Annotated in this window: 19 protein-coding genes; 5 read left to right on the forward strand and 14 right to left on the reverse strand. The window is 62.7% G+C overall.

Going from position 1 to position 19,118, the window contains the following annotated elements; genetic code table 11:
• The first annotated feature begins 381 nt into the window (after window positions 1–381).
• Complete coding sequence (locus ASU23_RS14480; protein ID WP_003942029.1) at window positions 382–594, forward strand: BldC family transcriptional regulator; 213 nt, start codon at window positions 382–384, stop codon at window positions 592–594.
• A gap of 165 nt (window positions 595–759) precedes the next feature.
• On the forward strand, window positions 760–966 hold the full coding sequence (locus ASU23_RS14485) for a hypothetical protein (protein ID WP_003941996.1): 207 nt from the start codon (window positions 760–762) through the stop codon (window positions 964–966).
• Window positions 967–991: 25 nt separating this feature from the next.
• Here the strand turns inward: ASU23_RS14485 and ASU23_RS14490 are convergent, their stop codons facing one another.
• The 7 genes from ASU23_RS14490 to hemL all read right to left on the reverse strand — a co-directional run bounded on the left by ASU23_RS14490 (window position 992) and on the right by hemL (window position 8,903).
• Window positions 992–2,635: a MinD/ParA family protein gene (locus ASU23_RS14490; RefSeq protein WP_082661407.1), complete on the reverse strand. Its 1,644-nt coding sequence runs from the start codon at window positions 2,633–2,635 to the stop codon at window positions 992–994.
• Between the two features lie 143 nt (window positions 2,636–2,778).
• Window positions 2,779–3,741, reverse strand: coding sequence for a c-type cytochrome biogenesis protein CcsB (gene ccsB / locus ASU23_RS14495; protein ID WP_003941951.1), 963 nt, complete (start codon window positions 3,739–3,741; stop codon window positions 2,779–2,781).
• Window positions 3,738–5,402: a cytochrome c biogenesis protein ResB gene (locus ASU23_RS14500; RefSeq protein WP_042453041.1), complete on the reverse strand. Its 1,665-nt coding sequence runs from the start codon at window positions 5,400–5,402 to the stop codon at window positions 3,738–3,740. The genes ccsB and ASU23_RS14500 overlap by 4 nt, the downstream gene beginning before the upstream one ends.
• Window positions 5,399–6,247: a cytochrome c biogenesis CcdA family protein gene (locus ASU23_RS14505; protein WP_007735278.1), complete on the reverse strand. Its 849-nt coding sequence runs from the start codon at window positions 6,245–6,247 to the stop codon at window positions 5,399–5,401. The genes ASU23_RS14500 and ASU23_RS14505 overlap by 4 nt, the downstream gene beginning before the upstream one ends.
• 2 nt (window positions 6,248–6,249) lie before the next feature.
• Complete coding sequence (locus ASU23_RS14510; protein WP_007735280.1) at window positions 6,250–6,855, reverse strand: TlpA disulfide reductase family protein; 606 nt, start codon at window positions 6,853–6,855, stop codon at window positions 6,250–6,252.
• Window positions 6,852–7,511 carry a histidine phosphatase family protein gene (locus ASU23_RS14515; RefSeq protein ID WP_003941868.1) on the reverse strand — a complete coding sequence of 220 codons (660 nt, stop codon included), beginning with the start codon at window positions 7,509–7,511 and terminating at the stop codon, window positions 6,852–6,854. The genes ASU23_RS14510 and ASU23_RS14515 overlap by 4 nt, the downstream gene beginning before the upstream one ends.
• A gap of 66 nt (window positions 7,512–7,577) precedes the next feature.
• Window positions 7,578–8,903 carry a glutamate-1-semialdehyde 2,1-aminomutase gene (gene hemL / locus ASU23_RS14520; RefSeq protein WP_058038145.1) on the reverse strand — a complete coding sequence of 442 codons (1,326 nt, stop codon included), beginning with the start codon at window positions 8,901–8,903 and terminating at the stop codon, window positions 7,578–7,580.
• Between the two features lie 110 nt (window positions 8,904–9,013).
• Between hemL and ASU23_RS14525 the strand changes: the two genes are divergently transcribed.
• Together ASU23_RS14525 and ASU23_RS14530 are read left to right on the forward strand one after the other, a co-directional pair.
• Window positions 9,014–9,361 (forward strand): hypothetical protein, encoded by a 348-nt coding sequence (locus ASU23_RS14525; RefSeq protein ID WP_007735283.1) that lies wholly within the window; start codon window positions 9,014–9,016, stop codon window positions 9,359–9,361.
• Window positions 9,362–9,420: 59 nt separating this feature from the next.
• Window positions 9,421–11,352 carry an acyl-CoA dehydrogenase gene (locus ASU23_RS14530; RefSeq protein ID WP_024487810.1) on the forward strand — a complete coding sequence of 644 codons (1,932 nt, stop codon included), beginning with the start codon at window positions 9,421–9,423 and terminating at the stop codon, window positions 11,350–11,352.
• A 40-nt stretch (window positions 11,353–11,392) separates the two neighbouring features.
• On the opposite strand, the gene ASU23_RS14535 is transcribed toward ASU23_RS14530, so the two are convergent.
• Window positions 11,393–12,409 carry an ABC transporter permease gene (locus tag ASU23_RS14535; RefSeq protein ID WP_058038146.1) on the reverse strand — a complete coding sequence of 339 codons (1,017 nt, stop codon included), beginning with the start codon at window positions 12,407–12,409 and terminating at the stop codon, window positions 11,393–11,395.
• Between the two features lie 131 nt (window positions 12,410–12,540).
• Between ASU23_RS14535 and ASU23_RS14540 the strand changes: the two genes are divergently transcribed.
• The gene (locus ASU23_RS14540) at window positions 12,541–13,101 is read left to right on the forward strand and encodes a TetR family transcriptional regulator (protein WP_003941925.1); all 561 of its coding nucleotides are present in this window, start codon (window positions 12,541–12,543) and stop codon (window positions 13,099–13,101) included.
• On the opposite strand, the gene ASU23_RS14545 is transcribed toward ASU23_RS14540, so the two are convergent.
• The 6 genes from ASU23_RS14545 to ASU23_RS14570 form a co-directional block, all read right to left on the reverse strand.
• Window positions 13,092–13,967 (reverse strand): TIGR03619 family F420-dependent LLM class oxidoreductase, encoded by an 876-nt coding sequence (locus ASU23_RS14545; protein ID WP_058038147.1) that lies wholly within the window; start codon window positions 13,965–13,967, stop codon window positions 13,092–13,094. The two genes, ASU23_RS14540 and ASU23_RS14545, sit on opposite strands and share 10 nt — an antisense overlap.
• Entirely contained in the window at window positions 13,964–15,622 is a 1,659-nt protein-coding gene (locus tag ASU23_RS14550; RefSeq protein ID WP_058038148.1) for an ABC transporter substrate-binding protein, read from the reverse strand. Before ASU23_RS14550 ends, ASU23_RS14545 begins: the two co-directional genes overlap by 4 nt.
• Before the next feature lie 24 nt (window positions 15,623–15,646).
• Complete coding sequence (locus ASU23_RS14555; RefSeq protein WP_058038149.1) at window positions 15,647–16,708, reverse strand: DUF1214 domain-containing protein; 1,062 nt, start codon at window positions 16,706–16,708, stop codon at window positions 15,647–15,649.
• Between the two features lie 88 nt (window positions 16,709–16,796).
• Window positions 16,797–17,942 carry a sulfotransferase gene (locus tag ASU23_RS14560; RefSeq protein ID WP_047268892.1) on the reverse strand — a complete coding sequence of 382 codons (1,146 nt, stop codon included), beginning with the start codon at window positions 17,940–17,942 and terminating at the stop codon, window positions 16,797–16,799.
• A 22-nt stretch (window positions 17,943–17,964) separates the two neighbouring features.
• Window positions 17,965–18,756: an SDR family oxidoreductase gene (locus ASU23_RS14565; RefSeq protein ID WP_054187831.1), complete on the reverse strand. Its 792-nt coding sequence runs from the start codon at window positions 18,754–18,756 to the stop codon at window positions 17,965–17,967.
• Window positions 18,750–19,109, reverse strand: coding sequence for a nuclear transport factor 2 family protein (locus tag ASU23_RS14570; RefSeq protein ID WP_042925649.1), 360 nt, complete (start codon window positions 19,107–19,109; stop codon window positions 18,750–18,752). Before ASU23_RS14570 ends, ASU23_RS14565 begins: the two co-directional genes overlap by 7 nt.
• Window positions 19,110–19,118: the final 9 nt, after the last annotated feature.

A 19,118-nucleotide genomic window follows, 5' to 3' on the forward strand; every position in this document is an offset into this window, starting at 1 on the left:
CGACTTTGCTTGCCCAGAGTTTGCGGAAGGTTTACTGGCCTTGACCGGCTCAGAAGGAACATTTTCGGGGTTTTCAGACAACTGACTCACCCTCTCAGGTTACCCATTCCGAATACGGGTGGGACCGAGCCCGCTATATCCATTTTGTCCTTTACTTAAACATTACTTTTTCTTGAAAGATCGACTACCCGGCTATATCTGTGCAAACATTGCGCTACCACTCAGAAAACGGTCGAATGTGAGCGAAGGACTTCGAAACAAACTCGACGCAGGTTTTTGGCAACTGGTCGACACACCGGTTCGGAACCAAAGTTCGGAATCACTGCTCGGTTCGGAATCACTGTTCGTCAAACGTTCGACATCAACATGGAGGACCTCACAATGAGCGCACCAACCTTCAATACCGCCGCAGACGCACTCATGACGCCCGGACAGGTAGCGGCATTGTTTCATGTCGATCCCAAGACCGTGACCCGCTGGGCACACGCAGGACGACTGGGCTCGCTTCGCACGCCAGGAGGACATCGTCGATTCCGTGAGACCGAGGTCATGCAGCTTCTGCGCTCGCTGACCACCGAAGCAGACAACAACTGAGCAACTTCACCTCACTTCGAAGCACTTTGCAGTACCCGACAGATCTTGCAGTACCCGACAGATACAGCACTAGCGCACTGAGCCGAAACGCTTGTCCGCACCACTTCTGGTGAAGCGGGGCGGAGACTGAGTAGGCTCGACTTCAGTTCCCTGAGGAGGTGCGCCGTGTTGTATCTGTTGGCGTTGGTGGGTTTGGTGACATTGATCGTTCTGATGTGGAAGGCATTCGGGCCCGATCCGTCGACGCGCACCCCGGTGAGCGGTGTACGCGGGCCGGATGACGATCCCGAATTCCTGTGGAATGTGAACCAGCAAACACGACGCAAGCGCACGGAAGGTCCGGACGTACCGCCGACTGACGCGTCGACGTAGCGTCCGGGCTCGCCCGGCTATCCGATTACCGCCCCGTCAACGCGAACGGGGAGGCCGGAAAGTCCTGCGCAACCACCGCAGCCAACTCCAGCACCGCTTCCCGAGTACCTGGACGCAGCCGGTCCAGATCGATTTCGGCGCCCTCTTCCAAATGCGGATCGAACGGAATCAGTTTCACCGCTCGACAGCGCTGCTCGAAGTGCTCGACGACCCGCGGCAGATCAACCTTGCCCGAGCGAGGCCGTACCGCGTTGATGACAGCTACGGACGTGGCGACCAGCCTGCTGTAACCGTGAGCGTCGAGCCAGTCAAGTGTTGCGGAGGCGCTACGTGCACCGTCGACGGAACCGGAACTGACGACGATCAACGAATCTGCACCTTCGAGAATGGCCTGCATCGCCGAGTGCATCAATCCGGTGCCGCAGTCGGTCAGAACTATGCTGTAGAACTTCTCGAGCATGTCGACCGTGCGCGTGTAGTCCCCACCGCTGAAGGCCTCTGAAACTGCTGGATCGCTGTCGGAGGCAAGCACTTCGAGCCGGTGTCGATTTTGCGATGTGTAGCCACGGACGTCGCTGTACTTCTCGATGCTGTTCTCGTCGCGCAGCAGGTTTCGCACTGTTGCCGGAGTTTCGAGCGGGATCTTCTGGCTCAGCGTTCCCCGGTCGGGGTTTGCATCGACAGCGACGACGCGATCGCCGCGGATCGAGCCGAACATCGACCCCAGTGTCGCTGTGGTCGTGGTCTTTCCGACGCCGCCTTTGAGACTGAGCACCGCAACCTTGTAGCAGCCCTGCAGCGGCTGGTTGATCTGGCGCGTCAACTCGACGAGGTGCTGCTCCTTTGCACCGTTTCCGAGGTTCACCGATCGGCCGGACAACGTGTACAGCGCCTTGCGCCAGCCGCCCACCGGCGCAGGCCGGACAGGCCGCTTGACGAGGAGCGCAGCCGAGAGATCTTGCGCAGTCATCGGGAGAGCGGACTCGAAGCGACTGTCCGGAGCCGAGGTGAGTCCGGTCTGCGGCATCGGAGCGCGAGTAGGTGGCGCCGTCGGCGGGGCCATCGGCACGGCCTGACCATTCTGGAGGGCGTGGCCGTTCTGCACCGGCGCAGCGCCGGGATGACCGAACTGCCGAATCGCGGGATTGGGCGGATGGACGCCGGGCGAAAAAGGTGCCTGCGGTTGCTGGAGCGGTCTCGCGGATGAATGCGCCGTCGGGCCGGGCTGCGAATTCTGGACAGGCTGCAGGTTCCGAACAGGCTGCGAATTCTGAACAGGCTGCGGAACGCCAGTTCGTGAATCCGGAAGCGACCCTCCACGATTCGTAGGTTCGTAGGTCTGCATCGGCATCGCAGGCGAGGTCGAGAACTGGCCGTTGATCGGGCCTGGCTGCGCTGCCGGATACTGGATGACCGGAGTCTTGGGACCTGGCACCGGAGCCGCTGGGGTCGTCGTCGGCGGCGGAGCGGCGGGTGCACTGGGCGCCTGGCCGGCGACTTGCTGGAGCGGCCCGGAGTCGACCGGGGCCACGAAGAGACTACGAACGTCGCTGGGAACCGAGTCCGATGACGGCTCGGGCGCGGATGCGCGCGGCTCGCGCCGCGTCGGCTCGGCAGGGCGCACCGGCTCCCACAATCCTGCTCCGGCGTCTTCAATCTTGTCGGCCATCTCGCCGCTCCCCCTCGTCGATCCCACAGCTACCAGACAGCTAGTAATTCGCCAAGCTGCATCGTAACTGTTGCCCGCCCCTGACGTACCTACCGGTAATACCTACAGACCGGTCGGCAGCCACCCACGGTACCTCGAGAGGATCAGGTGAGTCCCGCGTAGGAGTGCAAGCCGGAGACGACCATGTTGATGATGAAGAGATTGAACAGCATCGCAACAAAACCGGCGATGTTGATCCAGGCGGCCTTCGTCTCCCGCCACCCGGACGTTGCCCTCGCATGCAGGTAGGCCGCGTAGATCACCCAGGCGATGAAGGACATCGTCTCCTTCGGATCCCAACCCCAGAAGCGTCCCCACGCAGCTTCCGCCCAGATGGCACCGAGGATGACGCCGGCGCCGAACAGCGGAAACGCGATGATCGTGCTCTTGTACGCCAAGCGGTCGAGAGTCTGGGCATCGGGCAGTCGCTCTGCGATCCGGCCACCGATGCTCGTGCCTTCGTCACCGGGCGGGAACTTCAGTCGCAGCAGGAACAGAAGGCTCGCGATACCGCCGATCATGAAGATTCCGGAGCCGACGCTGACGATCGTCACGTGAATCGGAAGCCAGTACGAGCGTAGCGCCGGCACCACGGGAGCCGCGTCGGCGTAGAGGACCGTGCCGGCGAGGAACATCAAGATCAGAACCGGCACCAGCAGGAAGACCCACATCGGACGGTACGCCGGCTTGATCAACAGGACGTGCCCGACCAGCAACGACGCCGCACACGCCATCGCCACGAACTCGTACATGTTGCCGAGCGGGAATCGTTCCGTCGCAAATCCGCGGAGCACGATCGACGCGATGATCAGCACCGTTCCGACGACCAGGACAGCTCGGCCCATTCCGCCGAATCGTTCCGAGAGCGACTTGCTCGGAGTCTCCGCGACCCTGCCAGGCACGGACGCGTCGACACCGCCGGCGGAGACCAGTTCCTTGTCCTGGACCGCCTTTGCTCTGGCCGACGCGTACTGCACGATGAGCAGCACAAACGCCAGCACGAGCACGGTGAAGGCGGACTTGAAGGCCCAGTCGCTGTACTGCGCGAGTGTCTCGTTCGTTGTCATCGGGCGTTCTCCTGCGCGTGCGGTTGGTTCACCGCGGTGGTCGGATTGCTTTTCAGCAAGCGGTCGGCGAGGCGGTCGAACTCGTCGCCCCAGCCTGCGTGGTCGGTGCGGGCAAGCCCACCAAGTTCTACTACAGTACGTCGTTCGTCATCTGGATAGATACGTGCCCAGACGCGGCGACGCTTGATCACGAGCGAGACGAGTAGGCCCGCCATCATGGTCAACGCCGAAACCAACACCCACACCTGAGCGGGATCGTGGGAGACCTGCAGGTTCACGAAGTCGACGGCACCATCGAATCGCACCTGGGTTCCGTCGGCAAGCGTCGCGCTCTCCCCCGGAAACAGATTGACTCGATCCTGCTTGACCAGTCGGCCCTGATTGATCAGTTCGGTGTTGAGTTCGAACAGCGATTGCGGGTTACCGGTATCGAGTCCGGTGTCGCCCTTGTAGATGTCGATGGCGACTGCCGGATCGTTCATCGCCGGGTAACTCGACGACAGCAGGTTGCCGTGGAACAGCGCGGTGGGCGCGAACAATCCTTCGATGGCAATCTGATTCTTCCGACGCTCGTCCGCATCGGGATACATGCCGCCCGGCGGGTCGAAGCGCATCGCACCACTGCTCAGGAACGTCGTGGCGTCGTCCGGACGCCACTGGAGCGTCTCGGTGCGGGTCTCACCGTTCGGGAACGTGACGGTGAATGTCGGCGCATATCCGTGTCCCTGCAGGTACACACGATCGCCGGCGATCCGCAGTGGGTGGTTCACCTGGATGGTCGTGTCCCGCCAGGTATCGGACTCGAGGTCGTCGCCTGCCTGGTACGAGATGTCCGAGGTGAACATCTCGGCCTGACCGGTCTCGAGGTAGTCGGCCTGGAAATTCTTCACACGTACACACAGCGGGGTCATGCCGGTGCCGTCGAGGCTCAGACCGGCGACGAAGGAGTCGAACACTGCCGGCGAGGTCGTGCAGAACCCGGGGCCGTCGTTGGCGATGACGATGCGATTGCCCTCGTAGCCGAACAACTTGCCCGCGGCGATCGCGATCAACAATCCGACCAGCGAGAGGTGGAACACGAGGTTGCCGAACTCGCGGAGGTATCCCTTCTCCGCCGAGATGGTGATCTCGCCTTCGCGTCGTGATTTCGAATCGCCGCGACGCGTTTCGACGCGCCACCCGCGCAGTTCTTTCGACACCCGGGCAGCAAGTTCGTCGGGAGTCTCGCCGTCCACGACGCTCGTGGTGTGGTGCGGCAGGCGAGCAAGATTGCGCGGCGCATTCACCGGACGGGTGCGCAGCGCCTTCGCGTGCTCCACGCAACGCGGCAGGATGCAGCCGACCAGCGAGATGAAGAGCAATGCGTAGATCGCGGTGAACCAGAAACTGCTGAACACGTCGAACAATTCGAGGCGGTCCATCCACGGACCGAGCGTCGGACGCGCGGCGATGTAGTCGGTGACCTTGCCCTCGTTGAGGGTTCGCTGTGGCAGCAGGGCGCCGGGGATCGCAGCGAGCGCGAGGAGGAACAGCAGTACCAGCGCGGTCCGCATCGAGGTGAGCCCGCGCCAGGTGTTGCGCCCGAGTGCAACGACTCGACCGATCACCGACTGCTTCGGCAGCACGGGTTTCGGGTGGTCGTTATTGTCGTCAGCTGTCATATCGGCAGCGTCACCTCCGAGATAAATGCGTCGCGAACCCAGCCGACGAACTGGTCCCACGCGCCGGTGACGAGGGCGATCCCCACTGCCACCAACATGATTCCGCCGAAAATTTGAATGGTGCGTGCATTACGACGCAACCAGCCGACGCCGGTCAGCGCGCGCGCGGATCCCAGCGCCAAGATGATGAACGGCAGGCCGAGTCCGATGCAGTACGCGACGATCAACGTGACACCACGCGCGGCCGTCATCCCGTCGGTTCCCGCCGCTACGGACATCACGCCTGCCAATGTCGGACCGAGGCACGGCGTCCAGCCCAGAGCGAACACTCCCCCGAGCAGCGGCGCACCCACCAGTGACGACACGCGACGCGGTTCGAAACGAACGTCCTTCTGCAGCGCCGGAATCAGCCCGATGAAGACGAGACCCATTGCGATGGTGACGACACCGCCCACTCGCATCAGGACCTCGCGGTTGACGAGCAGCGTGGAGATCACGCCGAATACCGACGCGGTCGCGAGGACGAACACAACGGTGAAGCCCGCGACGAACAGTCCGGCCGCACCGGCCACCCTCAGTCGACTGCTCCGGGTGATCGTCCGCGTCTTCGCTTCTTCGGCGGTGATCGCGGGAGCGTCGGCACCGACGACGCCGGCCAGGTAGGACAGGTAGCCGGGAACGAGCGGCACGACGCACGGTGAAGCGAACGACACCAGACCGGCGAGCACACAGGCGCCGAGGGCGAGCAGAAGCGGACCGGACGACGCCGCGTTCTGAAACGCTTCGCCCACACCGGCACTCAGTGTGTCGCTGCCGGCCAGCAGCGTAGTGGTCGTGGTTGTCATCTTTACTGCGCGTCTTCCTGAGCTACTCGCTGGACGACGGGCAGCAAATCCTCGGCGAGAAGTTCTTGGAGGAACACCGCGGCGACGCGATGCTGGCGGTCCAGGACGATCGTCGTCGGAATGACCGACGTGGGGTAGCCGTCACCGAGGGCGATCAGCGAACGCATCGACGGGTCGTAGATCGACGGGTACGAGACCTTGTTGTCGACCACGAAGTCCTGCGCTTTGTTCTTGGTGTCGTCGCGGACGTTGATGCCGAGGAACTGCACGCCCGAATCCTTGGTCTGCTCGTAGACCTGTTCCAGGTCGTCGGCTTCGGCGCGGCACGGTCCGCACCACTGACCCCAGACGTTGAGAACGACGACCTTGCCCTCGAAGTCCTCGACACCGACCTTCTGACCTTCGTTCATCAGATCGGGCCCGGAGAGCTTGCCGATGGTGCCTCGGTCGGACGGCGGATCGTAGAAGATCTTGGTTTGTCCGCCCGGTGAGACGAAGTCGAAAGTTCCGCCCTGTGCGACGGCGTCGTCGCCGGTCGCGCAGGACGAGAGAAGAAGCATCGCCGACGCAGCGGCTGCGAATGCTGCGGCGATGCGGCGCGAAATCATGCTCCTGTCACTCTCGGGTCGGAGGCGCCGGCAGGTTCGGAGTAGACGATGTCGACCAGGGTGTCGCCTTCGTAGACCAGTGAAGTCAACGAGGCCAGTCCACACTGACGGTGACGGGGGTCGTGCCAGAGACGCTCGCCCTGCAGGAATCGACGCAGTGTCCAGACCGGGAGCTGATGGCTGACGACGACGGCTTCGTGTCCGACTGCCGCGACGCGTGCGGCATTGACGGCTGCGAGCATGCGATGCGCGATCTGCAGGTAGGGCTCGCCCCAGGACGGGGTGAACGGGTCACGCAGTTTCCACCAGTGACGCGGACGCGAGAGCGCACCGTCCCCGACGGCAACCTTGAGACCCTCGAACTCGTTGCCTGCCTCGATCAGGTTTTCGTCCGTGACGATGTCGAGCTTGTGTGCCTCGGCGATCGGAGTCGCGGTCTCTTGCGCCCGCTGCAGCGGCGACGCGACCACGTGGGTGATGTCGTGATCGGCGAGCACCGACGCGACCGCACGAGCCTGAGCTTCGCCCGCCACCGACAACCGGAAGCCCGGGAGCCGTCCGTAGAGGATCCCGCGCGGGTTGTGTACTTCGCCGTGGCGCAGGACGTGGACGATGGTGCGGGTGGACGTGTGGTCGGGGTGATCGGCGTCGGTCACAGTCGAGGGTCCTCGCTGAAGATGATGGATGTCGGAAGCGTGCGGGTGTTCTGGAATGGGAACTGGTCAGGGCTTGACGGCAGCAGCTGCGGCCTTGGCTGCGTGCGGCATGGCGTCGGCGATGATCGAGAAGGCTCGATCGTCGAGTGCTGCGGAGACGAACCACGCTTCGAACGCGCTCGGCGGCGGGTACACGCCGCGGGAGAGCAGTGCGTGGAAGAAGGCGGGGAATCGCCAGGTCTGCGCGGCTTTGGCTTCGTCGTAGTTGGTCACCGTGTTCTCGGTGAAGAACACGCTCACCAAGGTGCCTGCGTACTGCACTCGGTGTTCGACGCCTTCGGCGGTGAGTGCTTGGGTCATGAGGTCGCCGAGGGCGGTCGCGTTCCGGCCGAGCTTGGCGTACGCCTCGGCGTCGGCGGCGCGCAGGCTCGCGAGTCCGGCGGCGACGGCTACGGGGTTACCCGAGAGGGTGCCTGCCTGGTAGACGGGACCGTCCGGTGCGAGGTGGCCCATGATGTCGGCGCGGCCGCCGAATGCTGCGGCGGGCAGTCCGCCGCTCATGACCTTGCCGAAGGTGTAGAGGTCGCCTGCGACGTTGTCGATGCCGTACCAACCCGAGGCACTGACGCGGAATCCGGTCATCACCTCGTCCATGATCAGGAGTGCGCCGTGCTCACGGGTGAGACGACGCAGTCCCTCGTTGAAACCGGGAAGCGGTGCGACGGCGCCCATGTTTCCGGCGGCAGCTTCGGTGATGACACACGCGATGGCGCCGGGATTGGCCGCGAAGGCCGCGGCCACCGCGTCGAGATCGTTGTAGCGCACGACGATGGTGTCTTCTGCTTGAGCGCCGGTCACGCCGGGAGAGGTCGGCAGCCCGAACGTCGCGAGGCCGGATCCGGCGTCGGCGAGAAGGGCGTCGACGTGGCCGTGGTAGCAACCGGAGAACTTGACGATCTTGGTCCGCCCGGTGAATCCGCGGGCGAGGCGGACTGCGCTCATCGTGGCTTCGGTTCCGGAGTTGACCAGGCGAACCTTTTCCACGGGCGCGACGCGGGCGACGATTTCCTCGGCGAGAGCGACTTCGCCTTCGGTCGGCGCACCGAAGGAGAGACCTCCGAGCGCGGCTTCGCGAACGGCTTCGACGACTGCCGGGTGAGCGTGCCCGAGAATCATCGGACCCCAGGACGACACCAGGTCGACGTAGTTATTTCCGTCGACGTCGGTGAGGGTGTAGCCGGATGCTTCGCGAATGAATCGCGGTGTTCCGCCGACCGAACCGAACGCGCGGACGGGCGAGTTGACGCCACCCGGAATCACGTTGCCGGCACGTTCGAAGAGCCGAGCGGAGTTCGTTGCATGCACGTCGGGATCACCGGAAGACACAGTCACGGCTTCCAGTGTCCCAGTTCTGTCGAATCTGACAACGACAGGGTGTAGGACTTCGGTGCTCGAGGCGAGTTTTCCGGTCGAACCGGGCCCCGCGTGAGACGATTCCGGGCATGAAGCGACTGTTGACGACGCTGATGGTCTCGGCTGCGATTCTTCTCACATCGTGTGGTTCGGACGCTTCGAACGACGACAAGGCGACAGTTTCGTCGCCGCCGAGCGCCACCGACTCGGCTCGAACCACCGCGGCGACGAGCACCGACCCCGCGTTTCTCGGCGGGTGTTCGGCGGTGTCCGTCTACGTTCAGCAGCGTGTTCAGAGCGGCGACACGTCGACCCAGACGGCGGGCGCCGACTTCCTGAAGATCGTCGAGAACGACCCTTCGTACCAGGCTATGTCCGAGAGCGAGAAGGAACTCTTCCGCCAAGGAATCGAAGCGGGTGCCGCGGGCTCCTGCTGAATGTGAGGTTGGGATCGAACCGGGTTGCCCGCGGTGCGCTACGCGCTATCGTCGGTTCCATGGCCACCACAGCGGACCACCTCAGGACAACACTCGACGGACGCTGGCGGGAGGTGCGTGAGCGCGTTCGCGGCGAATTGAACGACGAACGTTTTGCTCCGCACTACACACCCAACACCGCCATTGCGCGCTCCAAGGCTCTCGAACAGATGCGGGTCCTCGCCGATCTCGGGTACGCCGCAAACGGTTTCGCCGTCTCTCACGGCGGAACGGGCGACGCGGGTGGCGCCGTCACCAGCATCGAGATGCTCGCGATGTCCGACCTCTCACTGATGGTCAAGGCCGGCGTCCAGTGGGGTCTGTTCGGCGGCGCCATCGAAAACCTCGGCACCGAGCGTCACCACCAGGCGTACGTCAAGCCGCTGATCGATCTGGACCTGCTCGGTTGCTTTGCGATGACCGAGACCGGTCACGGCAGCGACGTCCAGGAACTCGAAACCACGGCGACCTACGACGTCGAGACGGGCGAGTTCGTCGTCAACTCCCCCACTCCGTCCTCTCGCAAGGACTACATCGGCGGCGCTGCCCAGCACGCCACCGTCGCAGCGGTGTTCGCACAGCTGATCACCGGAGGCGAAAGTCAGGGCGTCCACTGCTTTGTCGTGCCGATTCGTGACGACGCCGGCAACGACCTCCCCGGCGTCACGACGTCCGACTGCGGGCTCAAGGGTGGACTGCCCGGAGTCGACAACGGCCGCATCGTCTTCGACCAGGTCCGCATCCCGCGTGAGAATCTACTCAACCGTTACGCCGACGTCGCCGAGGACGGCACGTACAGCTCGGCGATCGAGAACCCGAACCGTCGTTTCTTCACGATGGTCGGCACACTGGTTCGTGGACGTGTCACCGTCGGTGGTTCCGCGGCAGCGGCCGCCCGCGTCGGATTGGCCATCGCCGGTCGATACGCCCTGCAGCGCAGGCAGTTCAGTGCTCCGAAGAGTGACGACGAAGTCCTGATCATGGACTACCTCGTCCACCAGAAGCGTCTGCTGCCGTTGATCGCCCGCTCGTACGCTCTGCAGTTCGCACAGAACGAACTCGTCGCCGCGATGCACGACATCCAGAGCAGCGACGACCCGGATCCGCAGGAGCAGCGCGAACTCGAAGGTCGCGCCGCCGGACTCAAGGCCGCCAACACCTGGCATGCCACTCGGGCCATCCAGGAGGCACGCGAAGCCTGCGGCGGCGCAGGCTATCTCGCCGAGAACCGCCTCACCGCACTCAAGGCGGACACCGACGTCTTCACCACGTTCGAGGGTGACAACCACGTTCTGACGCAGTTGGTCGCAAAAGAACTCCTCACCTCCTACGCCGACGAAGTCCGCGGCATGAGCCCTGTCGACTGGATGCGCTTCGCCGCTACGACGGTCTCCGACGTGGTCAAGAAACGCACGGCAGCGCAGCAGATCCTGCAGACGATCGTCGACACTCGCCAGGACAACGAAGAGGACGGCAGCCTCTTCAATCGCGGCACCCAGATGAAGATGTTCGAAGACCGCGAAGAGTACCTACTCGCCACTGCGGCAAGGCGATTGCAGGCAGCACAGAAGCGCGAGGAGAACCCGTTCGACGCGTTCAACTTCGTGCAGGACCACGTACTCAAAGCCGCTCAGGCGCACATCGAGCGCGTCATCCTGGAAGCATTCGTCGCCGGCATCGACTCGTGTGAGGACGAGACCGCAAAGGAACTCTTCGGCGAGGTGTGCGATCTCTACGCACTGTCCGTGATCGAAGAGGACAAGGCCTGGTTCATGGAGCACCGGCATCTGTCGGTGGAGCGTTCGAAGGCCGTGACGCGCGGAATCAACGAGCGTTGCCGCACCCTGCGCCCCCACGTCGAGACACTGATCGACGGGTTCGGCATTCCGGACATCCTGCTGGGGTCCGCGATGCTCGACGGACCGGGCACCGACGCGGTACGGCTGAAGTAAAGGGTTCGGGTGGGGTCGGCAATCGCCGGCCCCACCACACTCAGTGCGCTGCTGCCTTTTTCGACTGGCGAGAGGCGAGCAGTCCGGTCAGGCCGAGTGCCGCGACCAGCCAGATCCCCAGAACGAGCAGGTGCGGTCCGGCGCCGTTGCCACTGAAGTAGATGACGGAGCGGATGGGCTCCATGGCTGCCGATCCGAGCCAGAACGAATGGATGTGCTGCCAGAATCCCGGCAGGAACGACACCGGAATGGCACCACCCGAACTCGGGAAGTTGATGAAAACGAGCACCGTCAGCACCGCGAAGATCGCGGCTTGGCCGAGCAGTCGATTGAGCAGAATGCTCACCGCACCGACGGTGAACGTGTAAACCATCGAGATTCCCAGCAGTTGCAGGATCTGGCCGAACGACGCCCCGAAGGCGTGCATGAAGATGCTGGTGATGCCGAAGGCTATGAGCGGGGTGAGTATCGCCGCACCGGCCAGGATCGAATACTGCTCGCGCAACCGCATTCTCGGCGCAACCTGACTGAGCACCGTGATGGCCAGGTAGCCACCGAGGGTGCAGACGATCAGGAAGTAGAAGAGTCCGACAGTCGAGGAGTCGCGCGCCGTGACAGGCGCCGAGTCGATCACCGTGACCTGCTGCCCCGTCTGCTCCGCAACCGAATGCGCCAAGCTGCTCACCACGGAAACCGTCGAGGCGCCCGCGCCGGTGGCGATATGTGCGGTCACGGTGTCACCGATCTCGATGGCGCCGATCGCATCGCGGTTGTCGATCCGAGAGAGTGCGTCGGCGGCGTTGGCTGTGGCAACGATGTCGAACTTGTCACCCGACGAAGCCTGGATTCCGTCGATCAGCGGGGCCGTGACGGACGGCGACCCGACCACCACGATCGGTGCCTGATTCGGCGTCGGCGCATGGAAGGCGCTGACGTAGCACAGGCAGAACATGATGACGAAGAACAACGGAAATGCGAGTCCACTGCCCACCATCTTCCAATTGGTCGGCGGATCGACAACTTCTTCGCTGGGTACTCGGACGTCGGTATCTGTCATATTCCACGCTCTCTTCACTAACCGCATCTAGCTGTCAACACCGTTGACAGACTCAACAGTCAACACCGTTGACACGTTATAGTCAACGCCGTTGACAACGCGGTCGGCGAGCGAGCACGGAGGTCGATGTCGTGACACCCACGAGGCACACGCCAGAGCAGGAGCAACCCTCGACATCCGAGGCGATTCGCGCGGCGGCGTTCCAACTGTTCGGCGAGCACGGGTTCGGCGGCACGTCAGTTCGCGCCATCGCCAAAGTTGCCGGAATCGATCCGGCCCTGGTCATCCGGCATTTCGGGTCCAAAGAAGCACTGTTCCTGGAAACCACGCCGGTTGCGGACTACTTCGAAGGCCAGTTCGACGGCCCACTCGACACCCTCGGTGAGCGAATCGCCGCCTTCGTCCTGGGCAAGGCCGACGCCCGGATGCTGTCGGTGTACACAGCGCTCATGCGAGCGTCGGACAGTCCACGCATCCGGGAGCGACTCAGAGACATGACCGGAGTATTCGCCACCAATCTCGCCGCTCGTCTAGACGGCGAAGACGCGTACACCCGCGCACTCCTGGTCTCCGCCCAGGTGTCCGGGCTGTTGAGCGTCCTCAGCGACGAGAGTATCCCCCAGTCCGCAGATCGCGACGAGTTGGCAAAACTCTACGGCCGGGCGATGCAGACGCTGATCGATCAGTACTGAGCGATGACCTCCTCGGCAAACCGCCGAACGGAGTCGAGTCGCCCCTGACGATCACCGGCGTCAACTCCGTAGCGATACCAGGGCAAAACTCTGATTTCCGTGACTCCGAGAGTCTCGAGTTCGCGATATCCGTCCAGATCACGAACATCCGTCGGCGAGACGTTGACGCCGAAAGGAACATCGGCACGACCGTACTCGACCCGCAATTCCGTGAGACAATCGATGGCGCAGGATAATTCGGCTTTGGTCGTGTTCACCGACATCCAACCGTCAGCCAGCCTGGCTGCACGACGCAACCCCGGTTCGCTGTGCCCACCGATGTAGATCGGAACCGGAATCTCCGGAGCAGGACTGATCATCAGAGCGTCGAAATCGTAGTGCTTGCCGTGGTATTCGACCCATTCCGGCCCACGTCCCGCACACACCGCCTTGATGATCTCGATGGCTTCGTCGGTACGCGCGCCGCGGGTGCGCATCTCGGTACCGGTGAAGGTGAATTCCTCGGGAATCCAGGACAAACCGACGCCGAGAGCGACGCGGTTCCTCGACATCACGGCCATGGTCGCGACCTGCTTGGCTGTCAACAGCGGATCGCGCAGTGGAAGTTTGAACACGTTGGTGTAGAACTGAATTCGCGATGTGACGGCCGCCATCGCCGCCATGGCAATGAACGGATCAGGCATCGGCGTCTCCGGCGCCCACATCCGCTTCCCGTCAGCAGTGTACGGGTACGGCGCCGACACCTGCTCCGGATAGAACACGGAATCCGGCATCGCGATTCCGTCGAACCCCACCTCTTCGGCGACCTGCGCCAACTCGCACAGTTCCAGGGCGTCGATCATCGCACCCGCCAAGGACCACTTCATCGTTCCACCGTTTCGCCGTTGGGCGAGATCCAAGCGCCGCCCAAGAACATGATGTCGGTGATGTTGCGTACGACGCCGTGAACGTTGCCGTCCCATGCGGTCAACACCGACGCCGGCCCCCAGATCACGTAAGGCACAGTCGCGTTGGCGTACTCCTGCACCTTGCTGATCGCCTCACGGACAGCATTGTCCGTTGATGCCGTCTGCACAGCTGTGATCATCGCGTCCATCTCCGGGTCCGCGAAGCCGGACGGGTTGTTCTTCGAATCACTGGCCATACTGTTGTACAAATTGAGGTACGGCGCTTCTTCTCCGACCGGAGCGCCACCTCTGGTCATGTCGAAATCGTGGTCCTTGTATACCCGTCGAACCAGATCGGTCACATCGGTCGCGTAGTCGATGGTGACGTCGAAACCGATCGCGTTCAGCGACGCCTGAACCGTCAGTGCCGTCGCCTGTTGGCTCGGCTCCGAGGTGGTGAGGTAGCGGAGTTTCCCGTCGTACCCGTCGGACTTCGCTTGATCGAGCAGCGCCTTTGCCTTCACCTGATCGAACGGAATGCCTGCTGTGTTGTTGTACCAACGTGACGTCTGCGGGACCAGTTCGGAACTGGCGGTGCCCAATCCGTTGTTCGCCCGGGTATTGACCGCCGCCGGATCCACCCCGTAGGCGATCGCCTGACGGACGCGAACATCAGCCCCGGGCTTGCCCTCACGGTTGTTGATCGTGCCGATCCCGTTCTGTCCGGTCGGACTGAGGTAACCCGAGTATCCGTCGTCGAGAGCTTGTTCGATCACGGCCTCGTCGCGGAGAATGTACGTCATGTCGATCTGGCCGCTCTTCAACGATTCGTACTGAGACTGCGCGCCCGATGTAGGAACAAACCGCACTGTGTCCAGTGGAGGTTTACCGCCCTGATAATCCGTGCGTGCGGCGAGTACCAGTTCTTCGTGCGGGGCGAACTTGGCCAAGGTGAACGGACCCGCCCCGATCGGTGTGAACGCTCCCTCCCCGGTTCCTGAAACCGACCCTGCCTCTCCCCCTGAACTTCGCGCAACGATCATTCCGGGCCCGAGCGACAACAGCGCCGGGAATTGACGCCAGGGCCGCTCGAGCGCGAATTCGACTGTGGTGGCGTCGGGCGTCTCGATCCGATCCACGATGTTGAGCCAGGTCTGCGATACATCACCCTTGCCTGCCACGAATCGATCGATACTCCACTTCACCGCTTCCGCGTCGAGCGGACTTCCGTCGCTGAAGGTGAGGCCATCAGCCAAAGTGACGGTGTACGAAGTGAAGTCGCTGTTGTTCGACAGTGTCTTCGCGAGTTGTGGCACGAAGCTCCCGTTTGTGGAGTCGCTGCGTACCAGCGTGTCGTAAATCGCGGCCATTTCGGTTCCGCCGGTCGAACCGGCGGCTTGCGTTCTCGTGGGGTCCAACGAGGAAGGGAACGAATAGGACCCGAAGGTGAGAACACCGCCGTCGATCCGCTCCCCCACATCTGGGGCGCCCACAAAACCAGCTGCGCCACTACTGCTCGATGAAGCCGATCCCGAGTTGTCCCCACTGCTCGACGCGCAGCCGGCCAACATCAATGCACCGGCAAGCCCGAGCGCGACAAAGCGAGGGCCGAACCTAATCTTCCTGGTGTACATACGTTCCCAATCTCCGTCAGCGTGTCAGATCTTGACTACCTTCGACGTCGGGATCGGGTGCGAGTCCGCCTTGATCCAGCGCAGCGCCCATGTCCCCTCGGCATGCGAATCGGTGTCGATCCAGTTGCCATAACCCGGATCCTTCGCCGCCACGACGATTGTCATGGTGCCGTCGTCGTTGAGCTTCGCGGTGTGATTGTTGATGTAGATGTTCGTGCGGTTGTAGTCGAGGGACTCGACCCAGAAGTTCTGCAGCACGAAGTTGAAGTACTCGCAGTTCGGAACCTCGGTCTCGATGACCCACGCCTCGTCCTCGGCGAGCTTCCAGTAACCGTGGAAGTAGAAGATCGTCGGATCGCCGCCGGCATCCTGGAAGTAGTCCTGTCCCCAGTCGAAAATCTCGTTGGTGTGCGGCTGGAATTTGCGCGACCATTCCAGGAAGGTCTCCGCCATCCCCTTCACGATCCCGACGGACTTGGTGAGGCGCTCGCCGATCTCTTCCGGACTCAACGGGACGAACTCCCCGTCCGGGTTCAGGCATTCGATGGTCAGATCACCGATGACCTCGTTGCGCCGATCCCTGTGAGTTTGCCGAACGGAGATGAGGTTGCTGTCGGGCGCCAAAGGCAGCCAAGCACCCTCGTCGGGCTTGTCGACGCTCGCGATGAACTCGAAACGGCCGTTCTCGTCGACCTCGAGGTCGTGGATATGCAGATCGCCGGTCTGCAGCATGGTGCCGTCGATGTGGTACCGATTTACGCGCGAGCCGAAGGTGATCAGCGGGACGGTGCCTCGGGTGCCGATGATCCGGTAGTTGTACTTACCGGAAATGTTGGCGCGCATGTAGACGTTGTCCGGGTTGTCGGCACCGATCTTCGTCATCATGTTCGGGTTCGGAGCCGACGAGAACTGCGGCCACCGTGGATCGGTGTACTCGACACAGTTGATCGTGCCGTACCGAAGCAACCGACTCAGGTAGCGGACGCCCTCGGCTTGAGTCAGCGGATCCTGAGGGACGATCTCGTCTTCCAGGACCTTTCCGACCTCGAGCAGATCTGCGCAGAACTTTTCCCAAACAGCATTCATGTGAATCTCCTTGTTTCGGTTGGGGCTTCGCCCTGTGCGCCTTTTTGGTAGTCGGCACTACCAAAAAGGCGCACAGGGCCGGAGGGCTTCAGGGTGTGGTGGCGAACTTCGCTTCGACGTCGGCAGCGCTCACGCCGAAATCCTCGAGCGAATAGCGATGCGACGGACGACGGTGCTCGGCAAGGCTGGCCTGATGCGACGCCTCCACCGCGGCGCGGGCGTCGTCTGTGAAGGGCAGGGCGAACTGTGCATAGATCTTCTCGACGGTGCCGACCGCATCGGCGATGAAGTCCTTGTAGTCGACGTCGATGAACTGATCGGGGTTGTAACGGCTACGGGCATTGTTGAAGTTCGCATTCCCTCGCGCCCACAACTCCAGTTGCGTGCGCCCGATGGCCGGACGATCGAAGGCCCTCGACATGTCGTGTCCGCCCTGCTCGACGAGGCTGAAGGTGGACGCCATCGATGTCAACGGGTCCCGGAAGGTCCGAACGAACAGTGCATCCGGATAGACCGACATGATCTCGTCGATCGCGAAGACATGGCTCGGGCTTTTGAGCACCCACCGTCTGTCCTGGTCGTGCAGCCCGATCAACTGCAGGTTCTTCTTGTGCCGCGCATATGTTTCGGTCCAGTCCTGCTCCGCCAGCCACCGGGTGTAACTCGGCACGTACGCCACCGTCTCGAACGCGGTCGAGAGCATCGTCTGCTGCAGCAGCCGCCAGCATTCCTCGACCTCCTCCGCCCCCATGAAATGAACCTTCATCAGGTCTGCCTCGTTACGCTGGCGAGCACGGTAGAAGGCGTCGGAGCGAACGTAATCTTCGTTCTCCGACCACGTGTCGCGCTCGGGGCGCGGCTGCGGCGTCTCGGCGAGCCACATCTCGGCGCCCTGATGCGCTGGGTCGGCACCGAGCAAACGGTGCAGCGCGGTGCTGCCGGTGCGGGTCAACCCGACCACGAAGATCGGGCGTTCGATCGGAACATCTACGTGCTCTGGATATTTCGCGAATCCGGCCTCACTGGTCAGGCGACCCGCGAGCGCTCCGACGATCATCTTGCGAGCGATCACCTTGCCGTGAGGAGTGAGGTCGGCCTCGTTCTGGAACGACTCGAGGAGAACTCGAAGTCCTTCGAGATAGCTTTCGCTGCCGAAGTTTTCGTACCCGGCCGCCTCGCGCGCAGCCTGGTGCAGGTCATCGATGGAACCGATGCCGTCGTAATCCTGTGTCATGGCTAGTCCTTGTATGAGTTGATCAGTGGTGCGTGTGACCGCAGTTGACGTCGAGACATTGCCCTGTGATGGCCCTCGCTGAATCGGACAGGAGGAAGACGACAGCGTTTGCGATGTCATCTGGCTCCGGCAATCGGCGCAGATCGGCGCCCGCTGCGATCTCGTCGTAGATCATCTTGGGGTCGACTCCTGCCGCCGCCGCCTTCTTCTCGAACATGTTCTTGACCGAGTCCGCCCAGATATAGCCGGGAGCAACCGAATTGACTCGAACGCCCTTGGGACCGAGATCGATCGACAAACTGCGTGCCATTGCCAGGAGCCCGGATTTCATGATGCGGTAGGCCCCGAACCCGGGAAGCTGGTTGCGCAACACCATGGACGTGACCATCACGACGGACCCGTGCGACTCGATCAATGCCGGAGCAAATTCTCTGGTGACGTTCAACGCCGCGAGCAAGTTGATGTCGATGCCCGACTGGATGGACACCACGTCGGCGTCCAGGAGCGGGACCTGCGCGGGTTGAACAAATGCGTTGTTCACCAAGCAATGCACCGCACCGAACTCAGCGACAGTTGTCTCCGCCAACGAAGCGATCGAATCGACGTCGGTGAGGTTCGTCGGGACGGCCAACGCGATTCCGCCGCGGTCTCGAATCTCCCTTGCCACCGATTCCAAGCGCTCGGGTGTGCGGGCAGCCAGAACAACCTTCGCTCCGGCCGCCGCACTCTGCAGCGCAATCGAACGACCCAGCGCCGGGCCCACTCCCGAGACGACGACAACCTTGCCTGCCAGCAGGCCCTGATGGGTCAGCACAGCGCCTGCGGATCGAGAACAACACTCAGGGAGATGATCTTGCCGTTCTCGTCGAACTCGAACACATCGGTGGCAGCGAAGTCAGGGATACCGGCGCGCTGCACCCGAAGCTGCATGGCTGCGTACTTTCCCGTCACCGAAATCGGACCGAGCAGGCTGACTGTGAAATCGACCTGCGCGTTCGCGGTATCGAATTCGCGAATCTCGTCGATTCCGCGGTAGGTCTGGACCCCCAGCGGTTCGTGTTGAACTGCGTCGAGCGCAAACAGCGCAACCAGTCCGTCGACGTCGTGACGTCCGAGACACTTGACGTAATCTTCTACGGCAGAAACTATTTCAGCCCTGTCAGGCATGGATGCTCC

Source organism: Rhodococcus sp. KB6, assembly GCF_001445685.1.
Classification (GTDB): domain Bacteria; phylum Actinomycetota; class Actinomycetes; order Mycobacteriales; family Mycobacteriaceae; genus Rhodococcus_F; species Rhodococcus_F qingshengii.